This window comes from Rhizobium sp. TRM96647, from assembly GCF_025780115.1.
Lineage (GTDB): Bacteria > Pseudomonadota > Alphaproteobacteria > Rhizobiales > Rhizobiaceae > Mycoplana.
The window spans coordinates 1-23,773 of the sequence record NZ_JAOXHF010000001.1 but is presented as its reverse complement, the minus strand read 5'-3'; the positions used below and the strand labels follow the sequence as shown (position 1 = coordinate 23,773).

The 23,773-nt window shown below is 66.0% G+C and carries 24 protein-coding genes; 19 read left to right on the top strand and 5 right to left on the bottom strand.

Translation table 11 applies throughout. From position 1 onward, the window contains the following. Positions 1-222: 222 nt before the first annotated feature. The 6 genes from OCK02_RS00120 (at position 223) to OCK02_RS00095 (ending at position 4,407) form a co-directional block, all read left to right on the top strand. Positions 223-1,137 (top strand): peptidylprolyl isomerase, encoded by a 915-nt coding sequence (locus OCK02_RS00120; protein ID WP_230805703.1) that lies wholly within the window; start codon positions 223-225, stop codon positions 1,135-1,137. Between the two features lie 55 nt (positions 1,138-1,192). Continuing rightward, entirely contained in the window at positions 1,193-2,434 is a 1,242-nt protein-coding gene (argJ, locus tag OCK02_RS00115; RefSeq protein WP_263811171.1) for a bifunctional glutamate N-acetyltransferase/amino-acid acetyltransferase ArgJ, read from the top strand. A 62-nt stretch (positions 2,435-2,496) separates the two neighbouring features. Further along, entirely contained in the window at positions 2,497-3,264 is a 768-nt protein-coding gene (locus OCK02_RS00110; protein WP_263811170.1) for a GNAT family N-acetyltransferase, read from the top strand. After that, the gene (locus OCK02_RS00105) at positions 3,261-3,677 is read left to right on the top strand and encodes a (deoxy)nucleoside triphosphate pyrophosphohydrolase (RefSeq protein ID WP_263811169.1); all 417 of its coding nucleotides are present in this window, start codon (positions 3,261-3,263) and stop codon (positions 3,675-3,677) included. The genes OCK02_RS00110 and OCK02_RS00105 overlap by 4 nt, the downstream gene beginning before the upstream one ends. A 186-nt stretch (positions 3,678-3,863) precedes the next feature. Further along, entirely contained in the window at positions 3,864-4,181 is a 318-nt protein-coding gene (locus OCK02_RS00100) for a hypothetical protein (RefSeq protein WP_230805694.1), read from the top strand. Between the two features lie 58 nt (positions 4,182-4,239). After that, entirely contained in the window at positions 4,240-4,407 is a 168-nt protein-coding gene (locus tag OCK02_RS00095) for a Flp family type IVb pilin (RefSeq protein WP_263811167.1), read from the top strand. Positions 4,408-4,455: 48 nt separating this feature from the next. Here OCK02_RS00095 and OCK02_RS00090 read toward each other — a convergent pair whose 3' ends face one another. Beyond that, positions 4,456-5,331 (bottom strand): class I SAM-dependent methyltransferase, encoded by an 876-nt coding sequence (locus OCK02_RS00090; RefSeq protein WP_263811165.1) that lies wholly within the window; start codon positions 5,329-5,331, stop codon positions 4,456-4,458. An 84-nt stretch (positions 5,332-5,415) separates the two neighbouring features. Between OCK02_RS00090 and OCK02_RS00085 the strand changes: the two genes are divergently transcribed. Genes OCK02_RS00085 through OCK02_RS00065 form a run of 5 tightly spaced genes read left to right on the top strand, consistent with a single transcriptional unit; the run spans position 5,416 to position 8,388 of the window. Beyond that, positions 5,416-6,192 carry a ComF family protein gene (locus OCK02_RS00085; RefSeq protein WP_263811163.1) on the top strand — a complete coding sequence of 259 codons (777 nt, stop codon included), beginning with the start codon at positions 5,416-5,418 and terminating at the stop codon, positions 6,190-6,192. Positions 6,193-6,233: 41 nt separating this feature from the next. Beyond that, complete coding sequence (grxC, locus tag OCK02_RS00080; protein WP_230805686.1) at positions 6,234-6,491, top strand: glutaredoxin 3; 258 nt, start codon at positions 6,234-6,236, stop codon at positions 6,489-6,491. Positions 6,492-6,503: 12 nt separating this feature from the next. Next, entirely contained in the window at positions 6,504-7,361 is an 858-nt protein-coding gene (locus OCK02_RS00075) for a carbon-nitrogen hydrolase family protein (RefSeq protein WP_263811160.1), read from the top strand. Continuing rightward, on the top strand, positions 7,358-7,786 hold the full coding sequence (locus tag OCK02_RS00070) for a DUF1178 family protein (protein WP_230805681.1): 429 nt from the start codon (positions 7,358-7,360) through the stop codon (positions 7,784-7,786). The genes OCK02_RS00075 and OCK02_RS00070 overlap by 4 nt, the downstream gene beginning before the upstream one ends. A 2-nt stretch (positions 7,787-7,788) precedes the next feature. Further along, positions 7,789-8,388 carry a DUF3291 domain-containing protein gene (locus OCK02_RS00065; protein WP_263811159.1) on the top strand — a complete coding sequence of 200 codons (600 nt, stop codon included), beginning with the start codon at positions 7,789-7,791 and terminating at the stop codon, positions 8,386-8,388. A 38-nt stretch (positions 8,389-8,426) separates the two neighbouring features. Here OCK02_RS00065 and ubiG read toward each other — a convergent pair whose 3' ends face one another. The 3 genes from ubiG to OCK02_RS00050 form a co-directional block, all read right to left on the bottom strand. Next, positions 8,427-9,176, bottom strand: coding sequence for a bifunctional 2-polyprenyl-6-hydroxyphenol methylase/3-demethylubiquinol 3-O-methyltransferase UbiG (gene ubiG / locus OCK02_RS00060; RefSeq protein WP_263811158.1), 750 nt, complete (start codon positions 9,174-9,176; stop codon positions 8,427-8,429). A gap of 111 nt (positions 9,177-9,287) precedes the next feature. Continuing rightward, positions 9,288-9,689: a nuclear transport factor 2 family protein gene (locus OCK02_RS00055; protein ID WP_263811157.1), complete on the bottom strand. Its 402-nt coding sequence runs from the start codon at positions 9,687-9,689 to the stop codon at positions 9,288-9,290. 167 nt (positions 9,690-9,856) lie between these two features. Then, entirely contained in the window at positions 9,857-10,723 is an 867-nt protein-coding gene (locus OCK02_RS00050; RefSeq protein ID WP_263811724.1) for a LysR family transcriptional regulator, read from the bottom strand. Between the two features lie 98 nt (positions 10,724-10,821). On the opposite strand from OCK02_RS00050, the gene OCK02_RS00045 reads away from it, so the two are divergent. From OCK02_RS00045 to clpB, 8 genes are all read left to right on the top strand, one after another. After that, a complete protein-coding gene (locus tag OCK02_RS00045; RefSeq protein ID WP_263811156.1) occupies positions 10,822-11,037 on the top strand; it encodes a hypothetical protein in 216 nt (71 codons plus the stop codon). Positions 11,038-11,163: 126 nt separating this feature from the next. Further along, positions 11,164-12,438, top strand: coding sequence for an aspartate kinase (locus tag OCK02_RS00040; RefSeq protein WP_263811154.1), 1,275 nt, complete (start codon positions 11,164-11,166; stop codon positions 12,436-12,438). 71 nt (positions 12,439-12,509) lie between these two features. Beyond that, a complete protein-coding gene (gene ptsP, locus OCK02_RS00035) occupies positions 12,510-14,777 on the top strand; it encodes a phosphoenolpyruvate--protein phosphotransferase (protein WP_230805672.1) in 2,268 nt (755 codons plus the stop codon). A 122-nt stretch (positions 14,778-14,899) separates the two neighbouring features. Then, positions 14,900-15,982 carry a peptide chain release factor 1 gene (prfA, locus tag OCK02_RS00030; protein WP_263811151.1) on the top strand — a complete coding sequence of 361 codons (1,083 nt, stop codon included), beginning with the start codon at positions 14,900-14,902 and terminating at the stop codon, positions 15,980-15,982. A gap of 3 nt (positions 15,983-15,985) precedes the next feature. Beyond that, a complete protein-coding gene (gene prmC / locus OCK02_RS00025) occupies positions 15,986-16,849 on the top strand; it encodes a peptide chain release factor N(5)-glutamine methyltransferase (protein WP_263811150.1) in 864 nt (287 codons plus the stop codon). A 346-nt stretch (positions 16,850-17,195) separates the two neighbouring features. After that, positions 17,196-17,858 carry a DUF4167 domain-containing protein gene (locus OCK02_RS00020; protein WP_263811148.1) on the top strand — a complete coding sequence of 221 codons (663 nt, stop codon included), beginning with the start codon at positions 17,196-17,198 and terminating at the stop codon, positions 17,856-17,858. A 218-nt stretch (positions 17,859-18,076) separates the two neighbouring features. Further along, complete coding sequence (locus tag OCK02_RS00015) at positions 18,077-18,526, top strand: PACE efflux transporter (protein ID WP_263811146.1); 450 nt, start codon at positions 18,077-18,079, stop codon at positions 18,524-18,526. Between the two features lie 214 nt (positions 18,527-18,740). Next, entirely contained in the window at positions 18,741-21,344 is a 2,604-nt protein-coding gene (gene clpB, locus OCK02_RS00010) for an ATP-dependent chaperone ClpB (protein ID WP_263811145.1), read from the top strand. Positions 21,345-21,425: 81 nt separating this feature from the next. On the opposite strand, the gene OCK02_RS00005 is transcribed toward clpB, so the two are convergent. Continuing rightward, positions 21,426-23,366, bottom strand: coding sequence for a M23 family metallopeptidase (locus OCK02_RS00005; protein ID WP_230806518.1), 1,941 nt, complete (start codon positions 23,364-23,366; stop codon positions 21,426-21,428). Positions 23,367-23,773 lie beyond the last annotated feature (407 nt).

Below are 23,773 nucleotides of genomic sequence, written 5' to 3'. Positions count from 1 at the left end.
CTTTCTTCTCTGTCGCAGGCGTTTCGGGGCGCCAACGATGATGCGTGCAAAGCCGTGAAACGCCCGGAAACGTTCTGGACGCGGGATTGCGTGACAGATAAGAGGGGGGTCGAATGATGTCAACGGCGCAATCGGTTACACAACGGCCACATTCCAGTGCTGTTCAACCGGGGGAGAGCCGGTTTCGCATCGAAGTTGGCCGACTGTGAAAGGTTTATGAGAATGTTCAAGTACAGCAAGCTCGCCGCGGTGGCGCTCATCGCGATTGCGGCTGCCCACGGTGCCGCCTTCGCTCAGGACGCCTCCGATCCGGTCGTGGCCAAGGTCGGCGGCGCGGAAGTCCGCCAGTCCGAGATCGACCTCGCCATCGCAGGCCTCGATCCGCAACTTGCAAACCTGCCGCCGGAGCAGAAGACGGTCGCCGCCCTTTCCGCCATCATCGACGTCAAGCTGCTCGCGGCCGATGCCAGCAAGGAAGGGCTGGAGAATGACACGACCTTCAAGCAGCGCGTCGCGTTCCTGACCGAGCGCGAGCTGCACAACGCCTACTTCAAGAAGCATGTGGTCGATGCGATCACGCCGGAAGAGGTCAAGGCGCGCTACGAGACGGAAATCGCCGCGATCGAGCCGCAGGAAGAGGTCAAGGCCCGCCACATCCTGGTGAAGACCGAGCAGGAGGCGAAGGACGTGATCGCCGCGCTCGACGGCGGCAAGGACTTTGCCGAACTCGCCAAGGAGAAGTCGACCGACGCCGCATCCGAAGGCGGCGACCTCGGCTACTTCACCAAGGGCCGCATGGTTCCGGAATTCGAGACGGCAGCCTTCGCGCTGGAGAAGGGCGCCTACACCAAGGAGCCGGTGAAGAGCCAGTTCGGCTATCACGTGATCCTCGTGGAGGACAAGCGCACGCAGGCGCCGCCGCCGCTGGAACAGGTCGAGCCGCAGGTGCGCCAGCTGATCATGCGCGACAAGTACGTCGCCCTGCTGGAAGCCGCCAAGGGTGCGGCCACCGTCGAGATCGAGGATCCGGCGCTGAAGACCGCCTATGACCAGATCAACAATCCCCAGCAGGTTTCGCCCGACCAGCCGGCGGCCCCCGGGCAGCCCGCCGCTCCCGAACAGCCGGCGCAGCAGTAAGCCTTGATCCGGGCCCGCCCTCGTGGCGGGCCGTCTCGCATTTGCAGGAAACGCCATGTCCGGTCCCGTCTCTCCGCTTGCCCCGAAGTCCTTTGCCGACATGCCGCCGGTGCGCGGCGTGCGCATGGCGACCGCTGCCGCCGGCATCAAGTACAAGGACCGAACCGACGTGCTGATGATGGTCTTCGACGCGCAGGCGACGGTCGCAGGCGTGTTCACGCGGTCGAAGTGCCCCTCTGCGCCCGTCGATTTCTGCCGGGACAACCTTGCCGGCGGCAAGGCCCGGGCCGTGGTTGTCAACTCGGGCAATGCGAATGCGTTCACCGGCCGCAAGGGCCGTGAATCGACGGCGATGACGGCGGCGGCCGCTGCCAAGGCCGCCGGCTGCAGCGAAGGCGAGGTGTTCCTCGCCTCCACCGGCGTCATCGGCGAACCGCTGGATGCCACCAAGTTTTCCGGCGTGCTCGACGGGCTTGCGGCTTCGGCCCGCGAGGACTTCTGGTTCGAGGCGGCCAAGGCGATCATGACCACGGACACCTATCCCAAGGTCGCGACGCGGACGGCCCGCATCGGCGATGTCGAGGTGCGGATCAACGGCATGGCCAAGGGTGCGGGCATGATCGCGCCGGACATGGCGACGATGCTCTCCTTCGTCGTCACCGACGCCGACATTCCGGCCGCCACCCTGCAGACGCTCCTTTCCGAAGGCGTCGAGCCGACCTTCAATGCCGTGACCGTCGACAGCGACACGTCCACGTCCGACACGCTGCTGTTGTTTGCCACCGGTGCGGCGGCCGCGAATGGCCAGAAGCCGGTTTCGGGCCCGGCCGACCCCGCGCTCACAGCCTTCCGGGCGGCGCTAGACGATCTCCTGAAGGATCTGGCGCTGCAGGTCGTTCGCGACGGCGAGGGCGCGCGCAAGATGGTGGCGATCACCGTCGAGGGTGCCGAGAGCGACGCCGCCGCCAAGAAGATCGCGCTGTCGATCGCCAATTCGCCTTTGGTGAAGACTGCCGTCGCCGGCGAGGACGCCAACTGGGGCCGCGTGGTGATGGCCGTCGGCAAGTCCGGCGAAATGGCAGACCGCGACCGCCTGGCAATCTGGTTCGGCGACGTCCGCGTCGCCGTCAACGGCGAGCGCGATCCGGGTTACTCGGAAGAGGCCGCCTCCGCTGTGATGAAGGAAGAGGATATCGTCATTCGCGTCGATATCGGGCTCGGGTCCGGCAAGGCGACCGTGTGGACGTGCGACCTCACCAAGGCGTATGTCGAGATCAATGGCGACTATCGCAGCTGATGTCCGGGACCAAGTCTGTCGTGACCGACCCCGTCATCCGCACTTTCAGGGAGCAAAACGCCATGGCTGACCTGGCAAGCGTCCGTCGGCTGGAAGCCGTCGGCTTCCGCGCCTGGCCGGCGGCGTCGACCCAGTATGACGGCAGCTGGCTGATCCGCCTGAATGCCGGCCATCCCTCCAAACGGCTGAATTCGGTCAATCCGCTCGATCCCTCCGACGTGCGGGACCTCTCCGTCCGCGTCGAGAAGGCGGCCAAGCGCTTTTCCGACTATGGCCGGCCGCTGCTGATACGGCAGACACCGCTGACCCCGCCGTCGCTTGTCGAGATGATGGACGAGGCGGGCTGGTCGTATGCCGGGGAGACGGCGGTGATGCTCGTCGACCTGGCGGAGCCGGTGGCTCCGGAAAGTGCCGACGGCGTGGAGCATGTGCCGAGCCGCGACGTCGGCCGTTTCGTCGATGCGCGCATCCGCGTCTCCGGTGACGATCCCGGGTTGAAGCCCGGGCTGACGGAAATCGTCAACGCCATCAGCCCGGAAGCGGGGCTGTTCATCTTCGAGAAGCCGGATTTCGGGCCCACCGCCGTTGCACTCGCCGTGCACGACAACGATCTTGCCGGCATCCTGCAGCTTGCCGTGGCGCCGGACATGCGCGGTCGCGGCATCGCCACCTCGATCCTGAACTCCGCCATGCGCTGGGCGAGGCTTCGCGGCGCCAGGCGCGCCTGGGTGCAGGCCGAAATCGAGAACGAGGGTGCGGCGCATCTCTACCGCAAGGCGGGTTTCCGCGAGGTCTATCGCTACGTCTACCGCGGACCGGTGACGCCATGACTGGGAACGCCCCCCGCAGGATCCTGCTCGTCGCCGCGTGCGCGCTGGTCGACGCCGACGGGCGCGTGCTCCTGGCGCAGCGCCCGGAGGGCAAGTCGCTCGCCGGACTGTGGGAGTTTCCGGGCGGAAAGGTCGAGCCGGGCGAGACGCCCGAGGAGACGCTGATCCGCGAGTTGGACGAGGAACTCGGCATCTCCACCAAGGTCGCCTGCCTGGCGCCGCTGACCTTTGCCAGCCACACCTATGAGGATTTCCACCTGCTGATGCCGCTCTATGTCTGCCGCCGGTTCGAGGGGACCGCACATGGCCGCGAGGGGCAGGCGTTGAAGTGGGTCAAGCCGAAGATGCTTCGGGACTATCCGATGCCGCCGGCGGACGAGCCGCTGATCCCCTACCTGATGGATCTGCTGTGAAAAGCGGCCCATCTTTCCCGTATCGGGCCATTCATTAATCGATCGTTTATCTCCCTCGTTCAGGATAAGGCCCTGCCGTCGTGCTCCGGCGCTGCCTCCTGGGCGCGTGGACGCCTCGGCATCGTGAGCGGCTGTCCTGCGGAAGAGGCAGGCGGCGACAAAGACGCCCATCGAGAGATTGCGAAAATGCGGGACGACGAATTCTGGCAAGCAGTTCAGGACAAGGAACTGACGACGGTATCCGGCAATGGTCGGATCGGCGTCCTCAACCTTGCGCTTCTGTTCGGCACGGCTGCGATCGCGCTTGCGCTGGTGCTGGCGCCGGTCCTGTCATCCAGGACGAACACGCGCATCATGGCCCAGACGCCAGGCGAATTCGACATGATGTCGACGGGCTCGGTGCCCATGCGCGGCGAAGGCAAACGCTACACCGTTCGCCGGAGTGTCCTTCAGGAAATGCCCGGCGCCGTCTGCATCGTCGGCGAGGGTACGAATGGCTGCTGAGGTCGCGCCCGAAGCCACGGTCGCCCCGGATCCGGCAAGAGATTGAAGCGAGGTTGTCATGCGTCTGCTCAGAGCTTTCCTGCTGGACCGTAGCGGCGCCACCGCTGTCGAATACGGCCTCATCGCCGTGATGATATCAGTCGCCGTCGTCGGCGGTCTCAGGGCGTTTACCGGCGAACTGAACAACACCTTCACGATCGTCGGAGACAGCCTCGAGGCTCCGTGAGCCACAGCCACTCTCGCGCAACCGATGCGCCGTGGAGGGTGGCGGGCGTCAGCCCGTCGTCTTTGCCTTCAGCGCATCCGCAAGCCGCACCTTCGCCGAGCCCGGCTTCAACGGCTTCTGCTGGCTCTCGTGCGGCGCCCAGCCCGACAGATAGATGATAGAGAAGGTCGCGCGGATCCGCCCGTCGGGATCGGAGTAGCGTTCGGCATAGAGCTCGGCTGCACGCAGGAAGAAGGCGCGCGTCAGCGGCTTGCGGCTGCGGGCGGAGAGCGGGTTGGACATCCCCATCGCGCGCAGGTCCTTCATCAGCGGAAAGATCGAATCGTAGCGGACGGTGTAGGTCTCCTTGTCGGTGACCGGCAGGGCGAAGCCGGCGCGCTGGAGCAGCGCGCCGATGTCGCGGATGTCGGCGAAGGGAATGACGCGCGGGCTGGCCCCGCCCGTCATCTCGACCTCCGTCTGGAGAAGCACCTCGCGCAGTTCCTGCAGCGTGTCGCTGCCGGGGATGGCGGCAAGGAACAGCCCGTCCGGCCTGAGCGCGCGGCGGACCTGCACGAAGACGCCCGGCGTATCGTTAGTCAGGTGCAGCGACAGCGGCGATACGGCGAGATTGATCGAGGCCGGCGCCAGCGGCAATTGCTCCAGCGGTGCGGCGAGGACGGTGGCGCCGGGCGCGGCAAAGCGGGGATCGGTCTCGATCCGCGTCATCCGTCCGACCTTGCCGGTGCGCTCGAGCGCTCTGGCGACCAGGCCGGAATAGCCGTGGATCTCGACTGCCTCGTCGAACTGCCGCTCGACGACGGCGAGCCGTTCGGACAGTTCTTCGGCGGCGACCTTCAGGAGGAAATCGACCGGCTCCGGCGACGCGCCGATTGCGCGCAGCCTGTTCTTTTCAACCAGGGCTTGATCGAAGATCGCTTCCAAGGAACACTTCCCGTCGTTCGGTACGCTTTTCTACAGGGCGGACCCGCCGTGCAATGGCGTCATGGAGATGGGAATGTCAACCGCATGACGCAATTGGGCCTCGCCAGGTTTCGTGACGCCGTGCTGCAAGGGGGGCGCGGTGCGGCTGCGGCAGCGCTCGCGTTCGTCTATCCGCCGTGCTGTCCGGGATGCCAGGTGCTGCTCGGGCGGCACGCCGGCCTCTGCGCCTGCTGCTGGTCGTCGCTGCGCTTCATCGAGCGACCCTATTGCGAGGTGCTCGGCGTTCCCTTTTCGCATGATCTCGGCAGCGGCATCCTGAGCGCGGATGCGATCGCCAACCCACCGCCCTTTTCCCGCCTGCGCTCCGCGGTGGTGCATGACGGCCTCGCCCGCACGCTGGTGCACAACCTCAAATACCGCGACCGCACGGATCTGGCGCCGATGATGGCCGGCTGGATGGTCAGGGCGGGCGACGGCCTCCTGGCCGATTGCGACGCGATCGTGCCCGTGCCGCTCCATCGCTACAGGCTGCTCGCTCGCAAGTTCAACCAGGCGTCGGAGCTGGCGCGGGCGATCGCCCGGCAGACCGGAAAACCGCTCGTCCTCGGCGCGCTCAGGCGCACGCGGCGGACACGGCAGCAGATAGGGCTCGGCGCGAATGCGCGCCGGGACAACGTGAAGGGCGCCTTTTCCCTGGCAGGCGAGGGGCGGGCAGAGCTTTTCGGCAAGCGCGTGCTTCTCGTCGACGACGTCTACACGACCGGTGCCACGGTCGCTGCCGCCGCCCGGGCGCTCAAGCGCGGCGGTGCGGCGGATGTCTGCGTGCTGACCTTTGCAAGGGCCCTTGCGGACCATATATGAAAAGGTGAAAACCAGTTCAGTGCCTATGGAGATTGCATAGCATGGCCTCGATCGACATCTACACGCGGCAGTTCTGCGGCTATTGCGCCGCCGCCAAGAAGCTCCTGGAGACCAAGGGCGTCGCCTTCAACGAATTCGATGCGACCTATGCGCCCGATCTCCGCCAGGAGATGATCAAGCGGGCCAACGGCCGCAACACCTTCCCGCAGATCTTCATCGACGGGAAGCATGTCGGTGGCTGCGACGACCTGCACGCGCTGGAGCGCGCCGGAAAGCTCGATCCGCTGCTGGCTGCCTGAGGAGCAAGGCCGATGTCCGTGAGAATTGCCGCCGTCCAGATGTGCTCCGGAACAGACCCCGAGGCCAATGCCGAGGCGATGGCGCGGCTGGTTCGTCAGGCCGCATGCGACGGCGCGACCTATATCCAGACCCCGGAAATGACGGGCGCAGTGCAGCGCGACCGGAACGGTCTAAAGGCCGTGCTCAGGGGCGAGGCGGACGACCTCATCATCCGCACGGCCGCAGGCCTTGCCGCCGAACTCGACGTGTTCGTGCATGTCGGCTCGACGGCAATCGCGCGGGAAGACGGCAAGATCGCCAATCGCGGTTTCCTGTTTGCCCCCGGTGGCGGGCGCGTCTGCAGCTACGACAAGATCCACATGTTCGACGTCGACCTGGACAACGGCGAACGCTGGCGCGAGAGCGCGGCCTACACGCCCGGCAACGTCGCGAAGGTGGCGCAACTGCCGTTCGGCAAGCTCGGCTTTGCGATCTGCTACGACGTGCGCTTCCCCGAGCTCTTCAAGGCCGAGGCCCAGGCCGGCGCCGAGATCATCTCCGTGCCGGCGGCTTTCACGCGCCAGACCGGCGAGGCGCACTGGGAAACGTTGCTGCGCGCGCGGGCCATCGAGAACGGGGTCTATATCGTCGCAGCCGCCCAGGCCGGCCTCCACCAGGACGGGCGCGAGACGTTTGGCCATTCGATCATCGTCGATCCCTGGGGCCGCGTCCTGGCGGCGGCCGGCGGCAGCGGCGAGGCGGTGATTGTCTCCGACATCGATGTGGCGGCAGTCAAGGCCGCCCGCGACCGGATCCCGAACCTGAAGAACGGCCGCCCGTTTTCCGTGGAAGAGGTTGCCCTTCCGACGAAGGGAGGCGTTGCCGCGTGATCCGCTACGACATCGTCTGTGACAACGCCCATGAATTCGAGGGCTGGTTCGGCTCGTCGGAAGACTTCGACCGGCAGCGGGAGCGCTCGCTCGTCAGCTGTCCGACCTGCGGCTCGCCGCGGGTGACGAAGCGCCTGATGGCGCCGTCCGTCTCGACCGCCCGCAAGAAGGAGGAGCGGCGGCATGCCGTGATGACGGCGCACAACCAGGAGATGGTGGGCAAGCTGCGCGAGCTGGTCACCGCGATCCGCGCCAATGCCGAGGACGTCGGCGAGCGGTTCCCCGAAGAAGCGCGCAAGATCCACTATGGCGAGGCCGAGCAGCGCGGGCTGATCGGCAAGGCGACGGCGCAGGAGGCGCGCGAACTGATCGAGGAAGGCGTGGAAATCGCGCCATTGCCCGTTCTTCCCGACGAGACGAACTGAGGATGCCTGCGGACGGTTCGAAGGGCGCGCGTCACCATCTGGCGATGTACAATTTCGGACTGCACGTTGCCGACTACGAAAGTCCCGCAGTGGAGGGATTTCGCCTGCGGGAGGCGGCCAATTTCAGGGCGGCGGAGCTAGCCGAGGGCTTCATCGGACGGTCCGGCTATGCCGATGTCGACGGTCCCGAAAGCTGGGGTCCGCAGACCTTCCCGCGCTTCATCGAGGGTAGCGGATACGAAAGCGGACCGTCCTCGCTGTCGCTATGGCGTGACATCGAAACGCTCATGGCCTTCTCTTACAGCGGCGTGCATGCAAATGCACTCAAGCATGCCCGCAACTGGAACCGCAAGCAGGCGTGGCCCGCGCTCGTGCTCTGGTGGGTGGAGGCGGGATCGTGTCCGCAATGGGCGGATGGCGTGGCTCGGCTCGAGCATCTGCATGACAACGGTGCGAGCGTACACGCCTTCACCTTCAAGGAATCATACGATCCCGCGGGCACACCGTCCACCATCGACCGGGCGCGCGTGCGCCGCGTGGTCGAAACCAACGCGGCCGGGCAGGCGCATCTGCTGGCGCATGTTCGGTCACTGAGTGTGTAGGGCCGGCCGTACGATATCGGCCGCTTGCGGCTGAAGCGTCAGGCCTTCGGCCGGCGCGCGACCAGCATGTAGTTGACGTCCATGTCCTTCGACAGGTTCCACTGGTTGGACAGCGGGCTGAAGAAGACGCCGGTGCGGTCTGTGACGGTCAGGCCGGATGCTGTGAGCGGCTTTTCGATCTCTTCCGGGCGGACCAGCTTCTCGTACTGATGGGTGCCCTTCGGCAGCCAGCGCAGGACGTTCTCGGCTGCGAAGATCGCAAGGGCGGCCGCCTTCAGGGTGCGGTTGATGGTGGCGACGAACATCATGCCGCCGGGGCGGACCATCGATGCGCAGGTGGTGAGGAAGAAATCGACGTCGGCGACGTGCTCGACCACTTCCATGTTCAGTACGATGTCGAAGCTTTCCCCGGCCGCGGCCAGCGCCTCGGCCGTCACGGCGCGGTAGTCCACTTCGACGCCGGAGCCGGCAGCATGGGTTTTGGCGATGCCGATGTTCTTTTCCGAGGCGTCGGCGCCGACGACTGTTGCGCCCATGCGGGCCATCGGTTCCGACAGGAGGCCGCCGCCGCAGCCGATGTCGAGAACGCGCAGGCCCTCCAGCGGACGATGTGCTTTCGGCTCGCGGCCGAAATGCGCCGAGGCGAGGTCGCGGATATAGCTGAGGCGCACCGGATTGAACTTGTGCAGCGGGCGGAACTTTCCGGCCGGATCCCACCATTCCGCGGCCATCGCCGAAAACCGGTCGACTTCGGCCTGATCGATGGTCGTGCGCGCTGCCTCGGTCATGGGGAACTCCTTGTTGCCTGCGCCTTTGAAGTCGGACGAACGGGCGGGGAAGTCAAGGGCTGCCCTCCGCCCCGCCGGCCAGCGGGGCGACACCTGCGGCTCTGCGCCACTCTATCGAGCTTCGGGCATGTCGGCGTGCCGGTGCACGAGCTGCCATTGGCCGTTGGTGCGGCGAAATATCTCGGTCACGCGCAGGCGCATCTGCACGGGTTCGGCTGCGCCCTTCAGCCGGACCGAGGCGTTCTGGTAGCCGACCCAGTAGCCGACCTTGGCGTCGTGTCCCATCTGGATGATCTCGATGTCGCTTTCGCCGCCGGGACAGAAGGCCGTGGCGTCATCGACATAGCGTGCCAGCACCCGCTCGGCCCCTTCGACCACGACACCCTTGGGGTGGAAGAAGCTGGCGGGGAAATCGACCGAAGCGATCCGTTCGAGCGGGGCTGCATCGCCGTTGACATAGGCGCGCGCCACTTCCTTGCGTTTCTGGATGAAGGCGTGGAAATCGTCGGACATGGATAGGAACTCCGTTCGGGTCGCGTCCTGCCGGCGCGACGACCAAACCGGATGCCGGTCGTCCCGTGCCGCTCGAATGGCACATTCTTGACCGATCCGGCTGCCGTTGCAACCGTGCAGGCGCCGGTCTCCCGACGCGGGCTGCGTCCGGCACCATGGCCGTACGACTAGCCGGAGGGGGCGGGCTGGAAGGCGGTGCGGACCACATTGGCCATGCCGTCGACGGCCGGGCTGGAGCGGCGGGGATTGCGCTTCAGCACGACACGCGAGGAATCGACCGGCGGGAAGCCGTCCTCGCGCGTCAGTTCCCGGCAGGAGGCGGGGATGTTGCCGCGTGCCAGCGGCGCGATCGCAAGTCCGGCCGCGACCGCCGTCTTCAGCCCGCCGCAGGTGTCGCAGCCGAACGCCTCGCGATAGGGAATGGCATGCTGCCGGAGCGAGGGGATCGCGAAATCGCGATACCAGCCGGAGTTCCGATAGACGGCGATCGGCACCGGGCGCAGCAGATGGATATCGTGGGCGCGCGAGGTGACCCATACGGTCGGATCGATACAGAGGACCTCGCCCGACATCGATCCGCGCCAATCGAAGACGACGATGATGTCGAGTTCGTCGCTCTCCAGCGCCGATATCAGTTGGACGGAATGGCCGCACCGGACCGTCACCTCGGCCGCGGGGTGGCATTCGGCGAAGGCGGCGAGCGCCCTCGGCAAGACCGTCTGGGTGTATTCCTCGGGAATGCCGACCCTCACCGGTCCGTCCAGCGGGCTGGTGCGCATGGCCGAGGTCGTCTCGTCGATCAGGCCGACGATGCGCTGGGCATAGGGGACGAGCCGTTCGCCATCCGGCGACAGCGTCACGCCGCGGGGGCCACGCTCGAAGAGGGGCGCGCGGACGATATCCTCAAGCCGCTTGACCTGCATGCTGATGGCGGACTGGGTCCGCCCCAGCGCGTCGGCCGCACGCGTGACGTTGCCCGTCTCGGCGATCACGAGGAAGGTCCGCAGCAGTTCACTTTCGAGCGCCAGCGACATCGTCACGCCATCGATATTTCTGATGGCTGGTATCGTATCTATTTGTTTGTGAAATGTCGAGCGGCCGCGGACGATTGCCCCGAAGAATGGAGGGCGCAATGTCCAGGATGACGGCGTGGCGGGCGTGCAGGAAGGCGGTGCGGCTGTGGCTCGAAAGGCACCGGCAGCGGGCTGCGGAACGCCGCGCGCTCGCGCTCTTGCAGGCGCGTGGCGACAAGCGGCTTCTCGACGAGGCTGGCGTCATCGGTTGCCGTACAGATGATCACGCAGCGCTGCCGGGCACCGGCGGCGACAGGTCCCGCCGACCCGGATGAGCGCCGCCCGCGAAACCGGTTCCGCAAGGCCGGGTCTCGCCATTGCGCCCCGCCCCCTCTTCCGCTAAGAGACCCCCGCGAATTCCCGCGCGCGTCCGCGCGACCCACCAGTACCGGTAGACAGATATGGCACGCATCGTGATGAAATTCGGCGGGACCTCCGTCGCTGACCTGGACCGCATCCACAATGTGGCGCGCCACGTCAAACGCGAGGCCGACGCCGGCCACGAGGTCGCCGTCGTCGTCTCGGCCATGTCGGGCAAGACCAATGAGCTGGTCGGCTGGGTGCAGGGCATGCCGAAGGCGACGGGTGCCAACTCTCCCCTCTACGACGCGCGCGAATATGATGCCATCGTCGCTTCCGGCGAACAGGTGACGTCCGGCCTTTTGGCCATCGCGCTGCAGTCGATGGGCATCAACGCCCGCTCGTGGCAGGGCTGGCAGATCCCGATCAAGACGGACAACGCCCATGGCGCGGCCCGGATCATGGAAATTAACGGCGACGAGATCGTCCGCCGCATGGGCGAGGGCCAGGTCGCCGTCGTGGCCGGTTTCCAGGGGCTCGGTCCCGACAACCGCATCGCGACGCTCGGCCGCGGGGGTTCGGATACCTCGGCGGTGGCGATCGCGGCCGCCGTGAAGGCGGACCGCTGCGACATCTATACCGACGTCGACGGCGTCTACACGACCGACCCGCGCATCGAGCCGAAGGCGCGGCGGCTGAAGAAGATCGCCTTCGAGGAAATGCTGGAAATGGCTTCGCTGGGCGCCAAGGTGCTGCAGGTGCGCTCGGTCGAGCTCGCCATGGTGCACAAGGTGCGCACCTTCGTGCGTTCGTCCTTCGAGGATCCCGATGCGCCGGGCATGGGCGATCTTTTGAACCCGCCCGGCACGCTGATTTGTGATGAGGAAGAGATCGTGGAACAGGAAGTCGTAACCGGCATCGCCTATGCCAAGGATGAAGCGCAGATTTCGCTCAGGCGCGTCGCCGATCGCCCGGGCGTCTCGGCTGCGATCTTCGGCCCGCTGGCCGAGGCCCATATCAACGTCGACATGATCGTCCAGAACACCTCCGAGGACGGCTCGAAGACCGACATGACCTTCACGGTGCCGTCGGGCGACGTCGAAAAGGCGCTCAAGGTGCTCGAAGGCGCCAAGGAAAAGGTCGGCTTCGACGTGATCCAGCACGAGACGGGGCTGGTCAAGGTCTCCGTCATCGGCATCGGCATGCGCAGCCATGCGGGCGTCGCCGCCTCCGCCTTCCGCGCGCTCGCCGAAAAGGGCATCAACATCAAGGCGATCACCACCTCGGAAATCAAGATATCCATCCTGATCGACGGACCCTATGCAGAACTCGCGGTGCGGACTTTGCATTCCGTCTACGGGCTCGATAAGAAGTAATCGACCGGATTCGTCGGGCGCTCCGCCCGACCGGATGGCCCGGGTGGTTCATTTTCGGGAGACGCCACGCGATGAGAGACCTCTCCGCGGGTCCGCGCGTACTTCTCAAGCGGCTGCGCGAGCTGATGGCGGAGCCGCTTGAGCCACAGGAGCGCCTGGACCAGATCGTGCGCCAGATCGCGCAGAACATGGTCGCGGAAGTGTGCTCCGTCTACGTGCTGCGCTCCGACGGGGTGCTGGAACTCTATGCCACCGAGGGCCTCAATCCGGGCGCCGTCCACCTGGCCCAGTTGAAGATGGGGCAGGGCCTCGTCGGTACCATCGCCGCCTCCGCCCAGCCGCTCAATCTTTCCGACGCCCAGTCCCACCCGGCATTCCGCTATCTCCCGGAAACGGGCGAGGAAATCTACCATTCCTTCCTCGGCGTGCCGATCCTCAGGACCGGCCGCGCGCTCGGCGTTCTCGTCGTGCAGAACAAGGCGAGCCGCACCTATCGCGAGGACGAGCTCGAGGCGCTGGAAACGACCGCCATGGTCATTGCCGAGATGGTGGCGACCGGCGAACTGAAGAAGCTGACGAAGCCGGGGCTGGAACTGGACCTGTCGCGGCCGGTCTCGATCGACGGCGCCAGCTTCGGCGAAGGCATCGGGCTCGGTTATGTCGTCCTGCACGAGCCGCGCATCGTCGTCACCAACCTGCTCAACGAGGATTCCGAGCACGAGCTGGGACGGCTGGCGGAAGCGCTCGGGTCCCTGCGCATTTCGATCGACGACATGCTGTCGCGCCGCGACGTGCCGGTCGAGGGCGAGCACCGCGAAGTGCTGGAGACCTACCGCATGTTCGCCCACGACCGCGGCTGGGTGCGCAAGCTGGAGGAGGCGATCCGCAACGGCCTGACAGCGGAAGCGGCGGTGGAGCGGGTGCAGAGCGAGACGAAGGCGCGGATGATCCGGCTGACGGATCCCTACCTGCGCGAGCGCATGCACGACCTCGACGACCTCGCCAATCGCCTGCTCCGGCAATTGACCGGCTACGGCGCGAAGCTCTCGGCGAGCAGCTTCCCCGGGGATGCCATCGTCGTTGCCCGCGCCATGGGGGCGGCCGAATTGCTCGACTACCCGCGCGAGAACGTCCGCGGCCTGGTGCTGGAAGAGGGTGCGGTGACGAGCCATGTGGTGATCGTCGCCCGCGCCATGGGGATCCCCGTGGTCGGGCAGGCGACCGGCGCCGTGGCGCTCGCCGAAAACGGCGATGCGATCATCATCGACGGCGACGAGGCGAAGGTGCACCTGCGTCCCGTCCAGGACCTGCAGCGCGCCTATGCGGAAAAAGTGCGGCTCAGGGCGCGCCGGCAGGCACAGTATCGCGCGCTCGTCGCGGTCGATCCGGTGACCAGGGATGGCAAGAAGATCAACCTGCAGATGAATGCCGGCCTGCTCGTCGACCTGCCGCATCTGGCGGAATCGGGCGCGCTCGGCATCGGCCTGTTCCGCACCGAGCTGCAGTTCATGATCGCCTCGACCATGCCCCGGGCGGAAGAGCAGGAAGCCTTCTACCGCAGCGTCCTGAAGCAGGCGGCGGGCCGGCCGGTTACGTTCCGGACGCTGGACATCGGCGGCGACAAGGTCGTTCCCTATTTCCGTGGTGCCGACGAGGAGAACCCTGCGCTCGGCTGGCGGGCGATCCGGCTTTCGCTGGACCGGCCCGGTCTGTTGCGGACCCAGCTGAGGGCGATGCTGAATGCTGCGGCAGGCGGCGAGCTGCGGCTGATGCTGCCCATGGTCACCGAGGTGGCCGAGCTTCGCGAAGCGCGCGGCCTGCTCCAGAAGGAGATCGAGCGGCAGTCGAAGGTCGGCGAACAACTGCCGAAGAAGCTGCAGTTCGGGGCGATGCTGGAAGTGCCGGCGCTGCTCTGGCAGCTCGACGAGCTGATGGCGGAGGTCGATTTCGTCTCGGTCGGTTCCAACGACCTGTTCCAGTTCACGATGGCGGTCGATCGCGGCAATGCGCGCGTCTCGGACCGCTTCGACATCCTCGGTCGTCCGTTCCTGCGCGTGCTGCGCGATATCGTGCGGGCGGGCGAGCGCAACGCGACGCCGGTGACGTTGTGCGGGGAGATGGCGAGCAAGCCGATCTCGGCGATGGCGCTGCTCGGCATCGGCTTCCGTTCGGTATCGATGTCGGCGACGGCGCTCGGCCCGGTCAAGGCGATGCTGCTCAGCCTGGAGGTGGACGCGCTGTCGGCCACTCTCGACGAAGCACTGAACGACATGCGGCCGACGCGGACCGTGCGGCAGATCCTGACGGATTTCGCCGCCGAGAACGGCATCCAGCTGTAGCGGCCGGCCATTGCGATCGGCGCGCTTGCGGGCGTGCAGGGATCGCCTGATCATCAACATCCGCGCGCGACACGGGGCTTTGTGCCCTGCGACGCGCGGGCGGAAAATCTTGGAGTGCTACGGTGGCGAAGCTTCCGGTTGAAAAGATGCGCGAGCTGGAGCGCCGCTTCGGCGAGATCGAGGCGCGCATGTCCGCAGGTCCGGATTCGGAGACCTATGTGCGGCTGGCGTCCGAATATTCGGAACTGCAGCCCGTCGTGACGAAGATTCGCGAGTACCAGAAGGCGCAGAGCGAGATCGCCGATCTGGAAGCGATGCTTTCCGACAGGGGCACGGACCGGGAGATGCGCGACCTTGCCGAGATGGAATTGCCGGGCCTGAAGGAGCGGGTCGAAGGGCTGGAGGAGGACATGCAGATCCTGCTCCTGCCGAAGGATGCCGCCGACGAGAAGAGCGCCATCCTGGAAATCCGCGCCGGCACCGGCGGTTCGGAAGCCGCACTGTTTGCCGGCGATCTCTTTCGCATGTACGAGCGCTTCGCCTCCGCCAACAACTGGAAGGTGGAGGTTCTCTCGGCAAGCGAGGGCGAGGCCGGCGGATACAAGGAAATCATCGCTACCATTTCGGGCCGCGGCGTGTTTGCCAAGCTGAAGTTCGAAAGCGGCGTGCACCGTGTGCAGCGCGTGCCGGAAACGGAAGCAGGCGGCCGCATCCATACCTCCGCGGCCACCGTAGCCGTCCTGCCGGAAGCCGAAGACATCGACATCGAGATTCGGCCGGAAGACATCCGCATCGACACGATGCGTTCGTCGGGCGCCGGCGGCCAGCACGTGAACACGACCGATTCGGCCGTGCGCATTACGCACCTGCCGACCGGGCTTGTCGTCACGAGCTCCGAAAAGTCGCAGCACCAGAACCGGGCAAAGGCGATGCAGGTGCTGCGGTCGCGGCTCTACGACATGGAGCGCCAGCGCGCCGAAAGCGAACGCTCGGCCGACCGAAAGAGCCAGGTCGGTTCCGGCGACCGTTCCGAGCGCATCCGCACTTACAACTTCCCGCAGGGGCGCGTCACCGACCACCGCATCAACCTGACGCTCTACAAGCTCGACCGGATGATGGAAGGCGAGATCGACGAGGTGGTGGACGCGCTCGTCGCCGATTATCAGGCCGGCCAATTGGCGCAGCTTTCCGAACAGCGGGGCTGACAGATGGGCGCCATCACGCTGGCCGATGCACTGACCCGGGCCAGGCGCAGGCTGTCGGAGGGGGGCATCGAGGACGCGGCGCGCGAGGTCCGGCTGCTGGTCGGCGGGCTCCTCGGTCTGGCGCCGGCTGCGCTCATCTCGCAGGAGGCGCGGGCGCTGACCGGCGAGGAAGCGGCCCTGATCGAGTGCGCACTCGCGCGGCGGCTCGACCGGGAACCGGTCTACCGGATCCTCGGACAACGGCCGTTCTTCGGCTTGATCCTGACGCTGTCGCCGGACACGCTGGAACCGCGGCCGGACACGGAGATCCTGGTCGAGCGGCTGGTTCCCCTTGTCCGCGACGTCGTCGCCGCGAAAGGCGAATGCCGCCTGCTCGATCTCGGCACGGGAACCGGCGCCATCTGCCTAGCGCTGATCGAGGCGGTGCCGGGCGTGCGCGGCACCGGCACGGACATTTCGCCCGGCGCCCTTGAAACCGCCCGCCGGAACGCCCACCTCAATGGCCTGTCGGACCGGTTCGAGACAGTTGAGAGCGACTGGTTTGCCGCCGTGGGTGGCCGATACGACATCATCGTCTCAAACCCGCCCTATATCCGCTCCATGGTCGTGGAGGATCTTGCCGAAGAGGTGAGGCGCTTCGACCCGCGGCGGGCACTGGACGGCGGAGAAGACGGGCTGGATGCCTACCGCAGGATCGCCGAAGGCGCGCTTCCCCACCTTGAGGAGGGGGGCGCGGTCGCCTTCGAGATCGGGTTCGACCAGAAGGAAGCCGTGACCGAACTCATGGCCGGGAAGGGATTTCGCCTCGTCGAGGCGGCCAGCGATCTCGGCGGAAACGATCGCGTCCTGGTTTTTGCCGTCGCTTGAGGTCCGGCTGTTGCTGCAAATGCACAGTTTCCTGCGCCACTGCGAAGAGGTTGCAAAGAAAAGGCTTGGAATCAGCGGGGAAGCGGGATAGGTTGCCCCTACGCACCGGGCAAGGTCATGGGAACAGACAAGATCTGCATGTGACCGACGCGAAGCTTCCTCTCAAAGAAGAGTTGCTGGGGTTAAAGGCTGCTCTGTGCGGGTACCTGTCAATTTGACGTTTTGCGGCGACAGGACCACGGAAGAGCGTGGTGTGTTCTCCGACGAAATTCGCCCAGGTCGACGCTAGCGACCGGGCGGTGCAGAAACTCGATCATCAAGACTAGAGAGTTCAGGTGAGTGAAATATGAGGCCAGGACAGCAAAACAAGCGCGGCCGCGGGCGTAACAACAACAATAACAACAACAACAATAACAACAATTTCCGCAAGGGCGGCAATCCGCTGACCCGGACCTATGACAGTTCCGGACCGGACGTGAAGATCAGGGGCACGGCGCAGACGATCGCCGAGAAGTATGCGGCCCTTGCGCGCGATGCTCAGAGTTCGGGCGACCGCGTCATCGCGGAGAACTACCTCCAGCATGCCGAGCACTACAATCGCATCATCCTGTCGGCCCAGCAGCAGATGCAGGACCGCCAGCAGCGCGACGATCGCCAGGACGCGAACGACCGCGACGGTTTCGACCGTGAGCAGGACGACATGGACTATGCGGGCGACGATACGCCGGCCGTCACGATCGCAGCATCCCCGGCGCCCGCGCCGGCCGCTGCCTCGGTTGCGGCAGAAGACGCCCAGGAACCGGTGATGGACGGAACCGGTCCGCAGCCGATCATCGAGGGTACGCCGGCAGAAGTCTCGATGGAAGAAGAGGCATCCGCCCGCCAGCCCTCGCGCCGCCGCAGTGCCCCGCGCCAGCGCCGTCCGCGTCGTGGCGAGGCAGCGCAGACCGGCGACGCGCCGGCCGAAGGCGGCGACGGTCCGGTTCTGGAAGCCACGGCTTCGGAGTGAGCAGCGCTCCGTTTCCTTCGGGAACGGGAACGCGGGCCATTTTCTTGTGCATGAAATGACGAAAACCGCCTGCAACAGCCGTTGCGGGCGGTTCTTGTTTGAGGCGGCAAGCTTCTTGTCTCCCAGGCAGGGCACCTGATAGGGATGCCGCAAGAGGACGACCTCGCCGCAGGTCCTTAAAACCCGGGACGGCCCGGACATTGTCGTGAGCATCGAGCATGCGCTCCACACCCGACCGCATCAGGCACGCGATCAGCTTCGAGCTGATCGGTCTGGCGCTGATAACCCCGCTCGGGGCCTGGGCCTTCGGCTTTCCGATGGTCGAGATCGGTGTGATCGGCGTTGCAAGCGCCACGATCGCCACGGCCTGGAACTACGTCTACAATCTCGGTTTCGACCATGCGCTGCACCGCCTGACCGGCGGAACGTGGAAAACGATGCCCGTCCGCGTGCTGCACGCCCTGCTGTTCGAGGCCGGGCTGGTGGCGGTGCTGATGCCGCTGATTGCATGGTATCTGGAGATCGGCCTGCTGCAGGCCCTGCTGATGGACCTGTCCTTCTCGCTCTTCTACCTGGTCTACGCCTTCGTCTTCAACTGGGCCTATGACCGCATCTTCCCGCTGCCGGCCTGGCTGGAGGCGTCGGACACGGGCGGGCTCGACCGATAGGGCGCCGGTGTCGTCGCAGCACACCAAATAGTTCGCATCCGCACGGGGCTGCCTCCCTTTAATTCCTTTGCCGCCTCACCATATTTCGAACGAAGCGATTGATGCGGTGCAATGCCGTGGCATGTCGCCGATGACAGGCTCGCCGTACGGGGGCCTGATCCTGAATCATCGACCGGTGCCGAAACGGGCCGGACGAGTTATGGAGGTAGTCTTTATGAACATCGAAAAGTATTCCGAGCGCGTGCGCGGTTTCCTGCAATCCGCGCAGACCAAGGCGCTTGCCGACGGCAATCCGCAATTTACGCCCGAACACGTCCTGAAGGTTCTGCTCGACGACGAGCAGGGCATGGCATCCTCGCTGATCGAGCGCGCCGGCGGCAACGCCCGGGAAGCGCTGCGGGCGACCGAGGCAGCCCTTGCCAAGCTTCCGAAGGTGACCGGCGGTAACGGCTCGCTGTCTCTGACCCAGCCGCTCGCGCGTGTTTTCGCGACCGCCGAGGATACGGCGAAGAAGGCCGGCGACAGCTTCGTCACGGTCGAGCGCCTGCTTCTGGCGCTGGCGATCGAGAAGGCGGCCGCGACCGCGGACATCCTCGCCAAGGCCGGCGTCTCGCCGCAGGCGCTGAACCAGGTCATCAACGACCTGCGCAAGGGGCGGACGGCAGATTCGGCCAATGCCGAGCAGGGCTTCGACGCGCTGAAGAAATATGCACGCGACCTGACGGCCGAGGCCCGCGAAGGCCGGCTCGACCCGGTGATCGGCCGCGACGACGAGATCCGCCGCGCCATCCAGGTCCTATCCCGCCGCACCAAGAACAATCCCGTGCTGATCGGCGAACCCGGCGTCGGCAAGACCGCAATCGCCGAAGGGCTGGCGCTGCGCATCGTCAACGGCGACGTGCCGGAGAGCCTAAAGGACAAGCGCCTGATGGCGCTCGACATGGGCGCGCTGATCGCCGGTGCCAAGTATCGCGGCGAGTTCGAGGAGCGGCTGAAGGCTGTCCTGAACGAGGTTCAGGCCGAAAACGGCGAGATCATCCTGTTCATCGACGAGATGCACACGCTCGTCGGCGCTGGCAAGGCGGACGGGGCGATGGATGCGTCCAATCTCCTGAAGCCGGCCCTGGCCCGCGGCGAACTGCACTGCGTCGGTGCGACCACGCTCGACGAGTACCGCAAGCATGTCGAGAAGGACCCGGCCCTTGCCCGCAGATTCCAGCCGGTCTTCGTCGAGGAGCCGACCGTGGAGGACACGATCTCGATCCTGCGCGGGCTGAAGGAAAAGTACGAGCAGCACCACAAGGTGCGGATCTCCGATTCCGCGCTGGTTTCGGCCGCGACGCTGTCGAACCGCTACATCACCGACCGCTTCCTCCCCGACAAGGCGATCGACCTGATGGACGAGGCGGCAGCGCGGCTGCGCATGCAGGTGGATTCCAAGCCCGAGGAACTCGACGAGCTCGACCGGCGCATCATCCAGCTCAAGATCGAGCGCGAGGCGCTGAAGAAGGAAACCGACCGTTCCTCGCAGGACCGGCTGGAAAAGCTCGAGCTCGACCTCGCCTCGCTGGAAGAGGAAGCCGCTGCGCTGACGGCCCGCTGGCAGGCCGAGAAGAGCAAGCTCGGCCACGCTGCCGACCTGAAGAAGCAGCTCGATGAAGCCCGCAACGAACTTGCGATCGTCCAGCGCAAGGGCGAATTCCAGCGTGCCGGCGAACTGACCTACAGCGTCATCCCGCTGCTCGAGAAGGAGCTGGAGGAGGCCGAAAGCCAGGACAAGAGCAATGTCGACCCGATGGTGCAGGAGGTGGTGACCGCCGACAACATCGCGCAGGTGGTCTCCCGCTGGACCGGCATTCCTGTGGACAGGATGCTGGAAGGCGAGCGCGACAAGCTGCTGCGCATGGAGGACGAACTCGCCAAGTCCGTCGTCGGCCAGGGCGACGCCGTGCAAGCGGTCTCGCGCGCGGTGCGCCGTGCCCGGGCGGGCCTTCAGGATCCGAACCGGCCGATCGGCTCGTTCATCTTCCTCGGCCCCACCGGCGTCGGCAAGACCGAGCTGACCAAGGCGCTGGCCCGCTTCCTTTTCGACGACGAGACGGCGATCGTGCGCATGGACATGTCGGAATACATGGAGAAGCACTCCGTGGCCCGTCTGATCGGCGCGCCTCCCGGCTATGTCGGCTATGAGGAGGGCGGTTCGCTGACCGAGGCGATCCGTCGCCGGCCGTACCAGGTCGTCCTGTTCGACGAGATCGAGAAGGCGCATCCGGATGTGTTCAACGTGCTCCTGCAGGTGCTCGACGACGGGCGGCTGACGGACGGGCAGGGCCGCACGGTCGACTTCCGCAACACGCTGATCATCATGACCTCGAACCTCGGCGCCGAGTACCTGACCCAGCTCGGCGAGGGCGACGACAGCGAGAAGGTGCGCGACGAGGTGATGGCGGTGGTGCGCGGGCACTTCCGTCCCGAGTTCCTCAACCGCGTCGACGAGATCATCCTGTTCCACCGGCTGCGGCGGCAGGAGATGGGCGCGATCGTAGACATCCAGCTCGCACGCGTGCGCAAGCTGCTCGCCGACCGCAAGATCACGCTGGAACTGGACGAAGAGGCCACGCATTGGCTGGCCGAAAAGGGCTACGATCCGGTCTATGGCGCCCGGCCGCTGAAGCGGGCGATCCAGAAATACCTGCAGGATCCGCTCGCCGAGAAGATCCTTTCGGACGAGGTTCCGGACGGGGCGACCGTGCGGGTGACCTCGGGTTCGGACCGGCTGCTGTTCCACACGGTCGGCAGCAAGAACCAGGCCGCCTGACGCGATCTTTCGAGATCCGGTGAGAACGAAAAGAGGCGCGCGGACCGGAAGGACCGCGCGCCTCGCCGTTCGGGCGGTCGATTATCGCTTGGCGGCGACTTCCGAAGCGTCGTCCTCGCGACCGAGAAGGTCGTCGATGCGCTTGCGCTCCAGCTGGAACTGGGCGAGCGCCTCGCCGTCGAGCGACTTGCCACCGGGCAGGCGGATCTTCAGCGCGTCGACCTTGTTGCCGTTGACGATGAGTTCGTAGTGCAGGTGCGGGCCGGTGGACAGGCCGGTGGTGCCGACGAAGCCGATCACCTGGCCCTGGCGGACCTTGACGCCGGGCTTGATGCCCTTGGCGATTGCGCTCTGGTGGTTGTAGGAGGAGACGTAGCCGTTGGCGTGACGGATCAGCGTCTGGTTGCCGTAGCCGCCGGAATCCCATCCGGCCTTCTCGACGGTGCCGTTGCCGGCGGCGATGATCGGCGTGCCGCGCGGCGCCGACCAGTCGACGCCGGTGTGCATGCGCGAGAACCCCAGGATCGGGTGGCGGCGCATGCCGAAGCCGGAGCGGAACCGCCCGTTCGGAACCGGATTGCGGAGCAGGAACTGGCGAATGCTCTTGCCGTCCTGGTCGTAGTAGTCGATCGAGTCGTCGTCCGGGTCCTGGAAACGATAGACGCGCGTCTCGGTGTCGCCGAACCTGGCGTCGAGAAACAGAAGCTCGGAATCCTCGCTTGCGACGCCGGTGTCGTCGGCGACCGAGAAGAAGGCCTCAAGCGTATCGTTCGGGCGCAGCTGCGCCTGGAAGTCGACATTGCTCGCCAGGATACGCACCACCTGGGCGGTCATGTCCTTGCTCATCCCGTAGGACAGGGCGGCACGGTAGATGCCGTCATAGACCCGGGGCATGTCGCGCCCGGACGCCATCACCTGCCGGTTCTCGCCGTCGAAGGCGGTGGCGACGGCAGCGAGCGGCGGCGGCTCCATGCCCGGAATGAAACGGCCCTTGTCGTCGAGCGCCACGGTCGTCACGTGGCGGCCACCGGAATAGACCGAGGCGCGCACGATGTCGGCCTGCTTGCCCCGCTGCATCACACAGATGCGCAGAACGTCGCCCTGGGCGAGTTCGTCGCCGTCCAAGACGCCCTTCAGATAGGTCGAGAGATCCTCGGCCTGGGCTTTGGTGTAGCCGGCACCCGTCATCACGCCGACGATGTCCTGCGCGCGGCGAACCGGGATCACGTCGTCGGCATATTCGGGATCGTCGGCGGAGCGCGTGTCGAAATCCGAAACGCTCATGTTCTCCTCGACGACACGGGCCGTCAGCCCCTGCAGCAGGTCGAGGTCGCCGGTGTCGGAGGCAAAGCGCTGGGGGTCGACGTAGTAGAGCGATGCGATCTGGGTGCTCCCGTCGGTGAGCGCCGAGCCGTTGGTGCGAACGTTCTCCTCGACCTCGTCGGCCGACATCTGGTCGGCGAAGGCGAGCGCCGAGCCGCCGGTCGGGAACGCGCCGCTCTTCAGCGCGACCTCGGATTCCACCTCGGAGCCATAGATCGTGCCCGTGCGCGAGACCGGCTGGTCGTCCTTGTCGCCGTCCGAGAAGATCGCGAGCGGATCGAAGGGCGGATAGTCGTCGCCTGAGGTGTGGCTGGCGGCCAGCGCCATGGTGACATGGGCGAAAGGCTTGCGCCGGACCACTTCCTTCTCGCCGTCGTGGATCATGGTCGAGACGTCCATGATCTTCTTGTCGGCCGGCTTGGCGACGACGTTGGGCTCCAGGATGCGCTGGCCGCGCTTGACCGTGTTCTCGGGGTGAGGGGGGTGGTCCTGGGGCTCGAGTGCGGCATAGGCCTCGGCCGGAATTGCCAGCTGCTGGCGGCCGTCGAGGGCCGCAAACAGCGCCACGCCCATGAGGATCGAAGAGGTGATGCCGGTAAGGAACGTGCCCGAAAGCCAGCGCAACGAAATCTCGCGGCGGTCGGGGGCGCGCCGGCCGTCCGCCACCAGTGGCGGCTCGTTGCCGAGCGTGCGGATCATGTTCCTGTCGGTCGTCGTCATGCCGGTCGGTTTGTCCCGTGTCGTTGCGTCGCCGTTCAGCGGCTCGAAGATGTACGTGTTGTGGCGTCAAAGTCAAATCGGCGCGCGACCGGCTTTGAACAGCGAGCGTTCCGACCGCCAGTTCGTATCTCCAATCACGCGTGCGCGACGCATGCGATCGTTGAGACGACGCCATTGTGAAAAATTGAGGGCAGATCGCCGAGTTCGGGCCTCAAATCGGGGGAAGAATGTTTTTACCGGGCCGAAAGTGCTGGAAATCCGGCAAGCCGGTATGATCGCGGCCGGAATTTTCAAAAAAACTGTCAAAATCCCTGTTGACTTGTTTTGTATGTGGTCTTAGAAACCGGCTCACCAACGAGGGCGGCGGCGCTGCTGGCGACCGACGA

What these genes read in the sequence shown, in the direction of transcription:
- OCK02_RS00120 (WP_230805703.1), top strand. Translation starts at nt 223, where the DNA reads ATGTTCAAGTACAGCAAGCTCGCCGCGGTGGCGCTCATCGCGATTGCG.
- argJ (WP_263811171.1), top strand. Translation starts at nt 1,193, where the DNA reads ATGTCCGGTCCCGTCTCTCCGCTTGCCCCGAAGTCCTTTGCCGACATG.
- OCK02_RS00110 (WP_263811170.1), top strand. Translation starts at nt 2,497, where the DNA reads ATGGCTGACCTGGCAAGCGTCCGTCGGCTGGAAGCCGTCGGCTTCCGC.
- OCK02_RS00105 (WP_263811169.1), top strand. Translation starts at nt 3,261, where the DNA reads ATGACTGGGAACGCCCCCCGCAGGATCCTGCTCGTCGCCGCGTGCGCG.
- OCK02_RS00100 (WP_230805694.1), top strand. Translation starts at nt 3,864, where the DNA reads ATGCGGGACGACGAATTCTGGCAAGCAGTTCAGGACAAGGAACTGACG.
- OCK02_RS00095 (WP_263811167.1), top strand. Translation starts at nt 4,240, where the DNA reads ATGCGTCTGCTCAGAGCTTTCCTGCTGGACCGTAGCGGCGCCACCGCT.
- OCK02_RS00085 (WP_263811163.1), top strand. Translation starts at nt 5,416, where the DNA reads ATGACGCAATTGGGCCTCGCCAGGTTTCGTGACGCCGTGCTGCAAGGG.
- grxC (WP_230805686.1), top strand. Translation starts at nt 6,234, where the DNA reads ATGGCCTCGATCGACATCTACACGCGGCAGTTCTGCGGCTATTGCGCC.
- OCK02_RS00075 (WP_263811160.1), top strand. Translation starts at nt 6,504, where the DNA reads ATGTCCGTGAGAATTGCCGCCGTCCAGATGTGCTCCGGAACAGACCCC.
- OCK02_RS00065 (WP_263811159.1), top strand. Translation starts at nt 7,789, where the DNA reads ATGCCTGCGGACGGTTCGAAGGGCGCGCGTCACCATCTGGCGATGTAC.
- ubiG (WP_263811158.1), bottom strand. Translation starts at nt 9,176, where the DNA reads ATGACCGAGGCAGCGCGCACGACCATCGATCAGGCCGAAGTCGACCGG.
- OCK02_RS00055 (WP_263811157.1), bottom strand. Translation starts at nt 9,689, where the DNA reads ATGTCCGACGATTTCCACGCCTTCATCCAGAAACGCAAGGAAGTGGCG.
- OCK02_RS00050 (WP_263811724.1), bottom strand. Translation starts at nt 10,723, where the DNA reads ATGTCGCTGGCGCTCGAAAGTGAACTGCTGCGGACCTTCCTCGTGATC.
- OCK02_RS00045 (WP_263811156.1), top strand. Translation starts at nt 10,822, where the DNA reads ATGTCCAGGATGACGGCGTGGCGGGCGTGCAGGAAGGCGGTGCGGCTG.
- OCK02_RS00040 (WP_263811154.1), top strand. Translation starts at nt 11,164, where the DNA reads ATGGCACGCATCGTGATGAAATTCGGCGGGACCTCCGTCGCTGACCTG.
- ptsP (WP_230805672.1), top strand. Translation starts at nt 12,510, where the DNA reads ATGAGAGACCTCTCCGCGGGTCCGCGCGTACTTCTCAAGCGGCTGCGC.
- prmC (WP_263811150.1), top strand. Translation starts at nt 15,986, where the DNA reads ATGGGCGCCATCACGCTGGCCGATGCACTGACCCGGGCCAGGCGCAGG.
- OCK02_RS00020 (WP_263811148.1), top strand. Translation starts at nt 17,196, where the DNA reads ATGAGGCCAGGACAGCAAAACAAGCGCGGCCGCGGGCGTAACAACAAC.
- OCK02_RS00015 (WP_263811146.1), top strand. Translation starts at nt 18,077, where the DNA reads ATGCGCTCCACACCCGACCGCATCAGGCACGCGATCAGCTTCGAGCTG.
- clpB (WP_263811145.1), top strand. Translation starts at nt 18,741, where the DNA reads ATGAACATCGAAAAGTATTCCGAGCGCGTGCGCGGTTTCCTGCAATCC.
- OCK02_RS00005 (WP_230806518.1), bottom strand. Translation starts at nt 23,366, where the DNA reads ATGATCCGCACGCTCGGCAACGAGCCGCCACTGGTGGCGGACGGCCGG.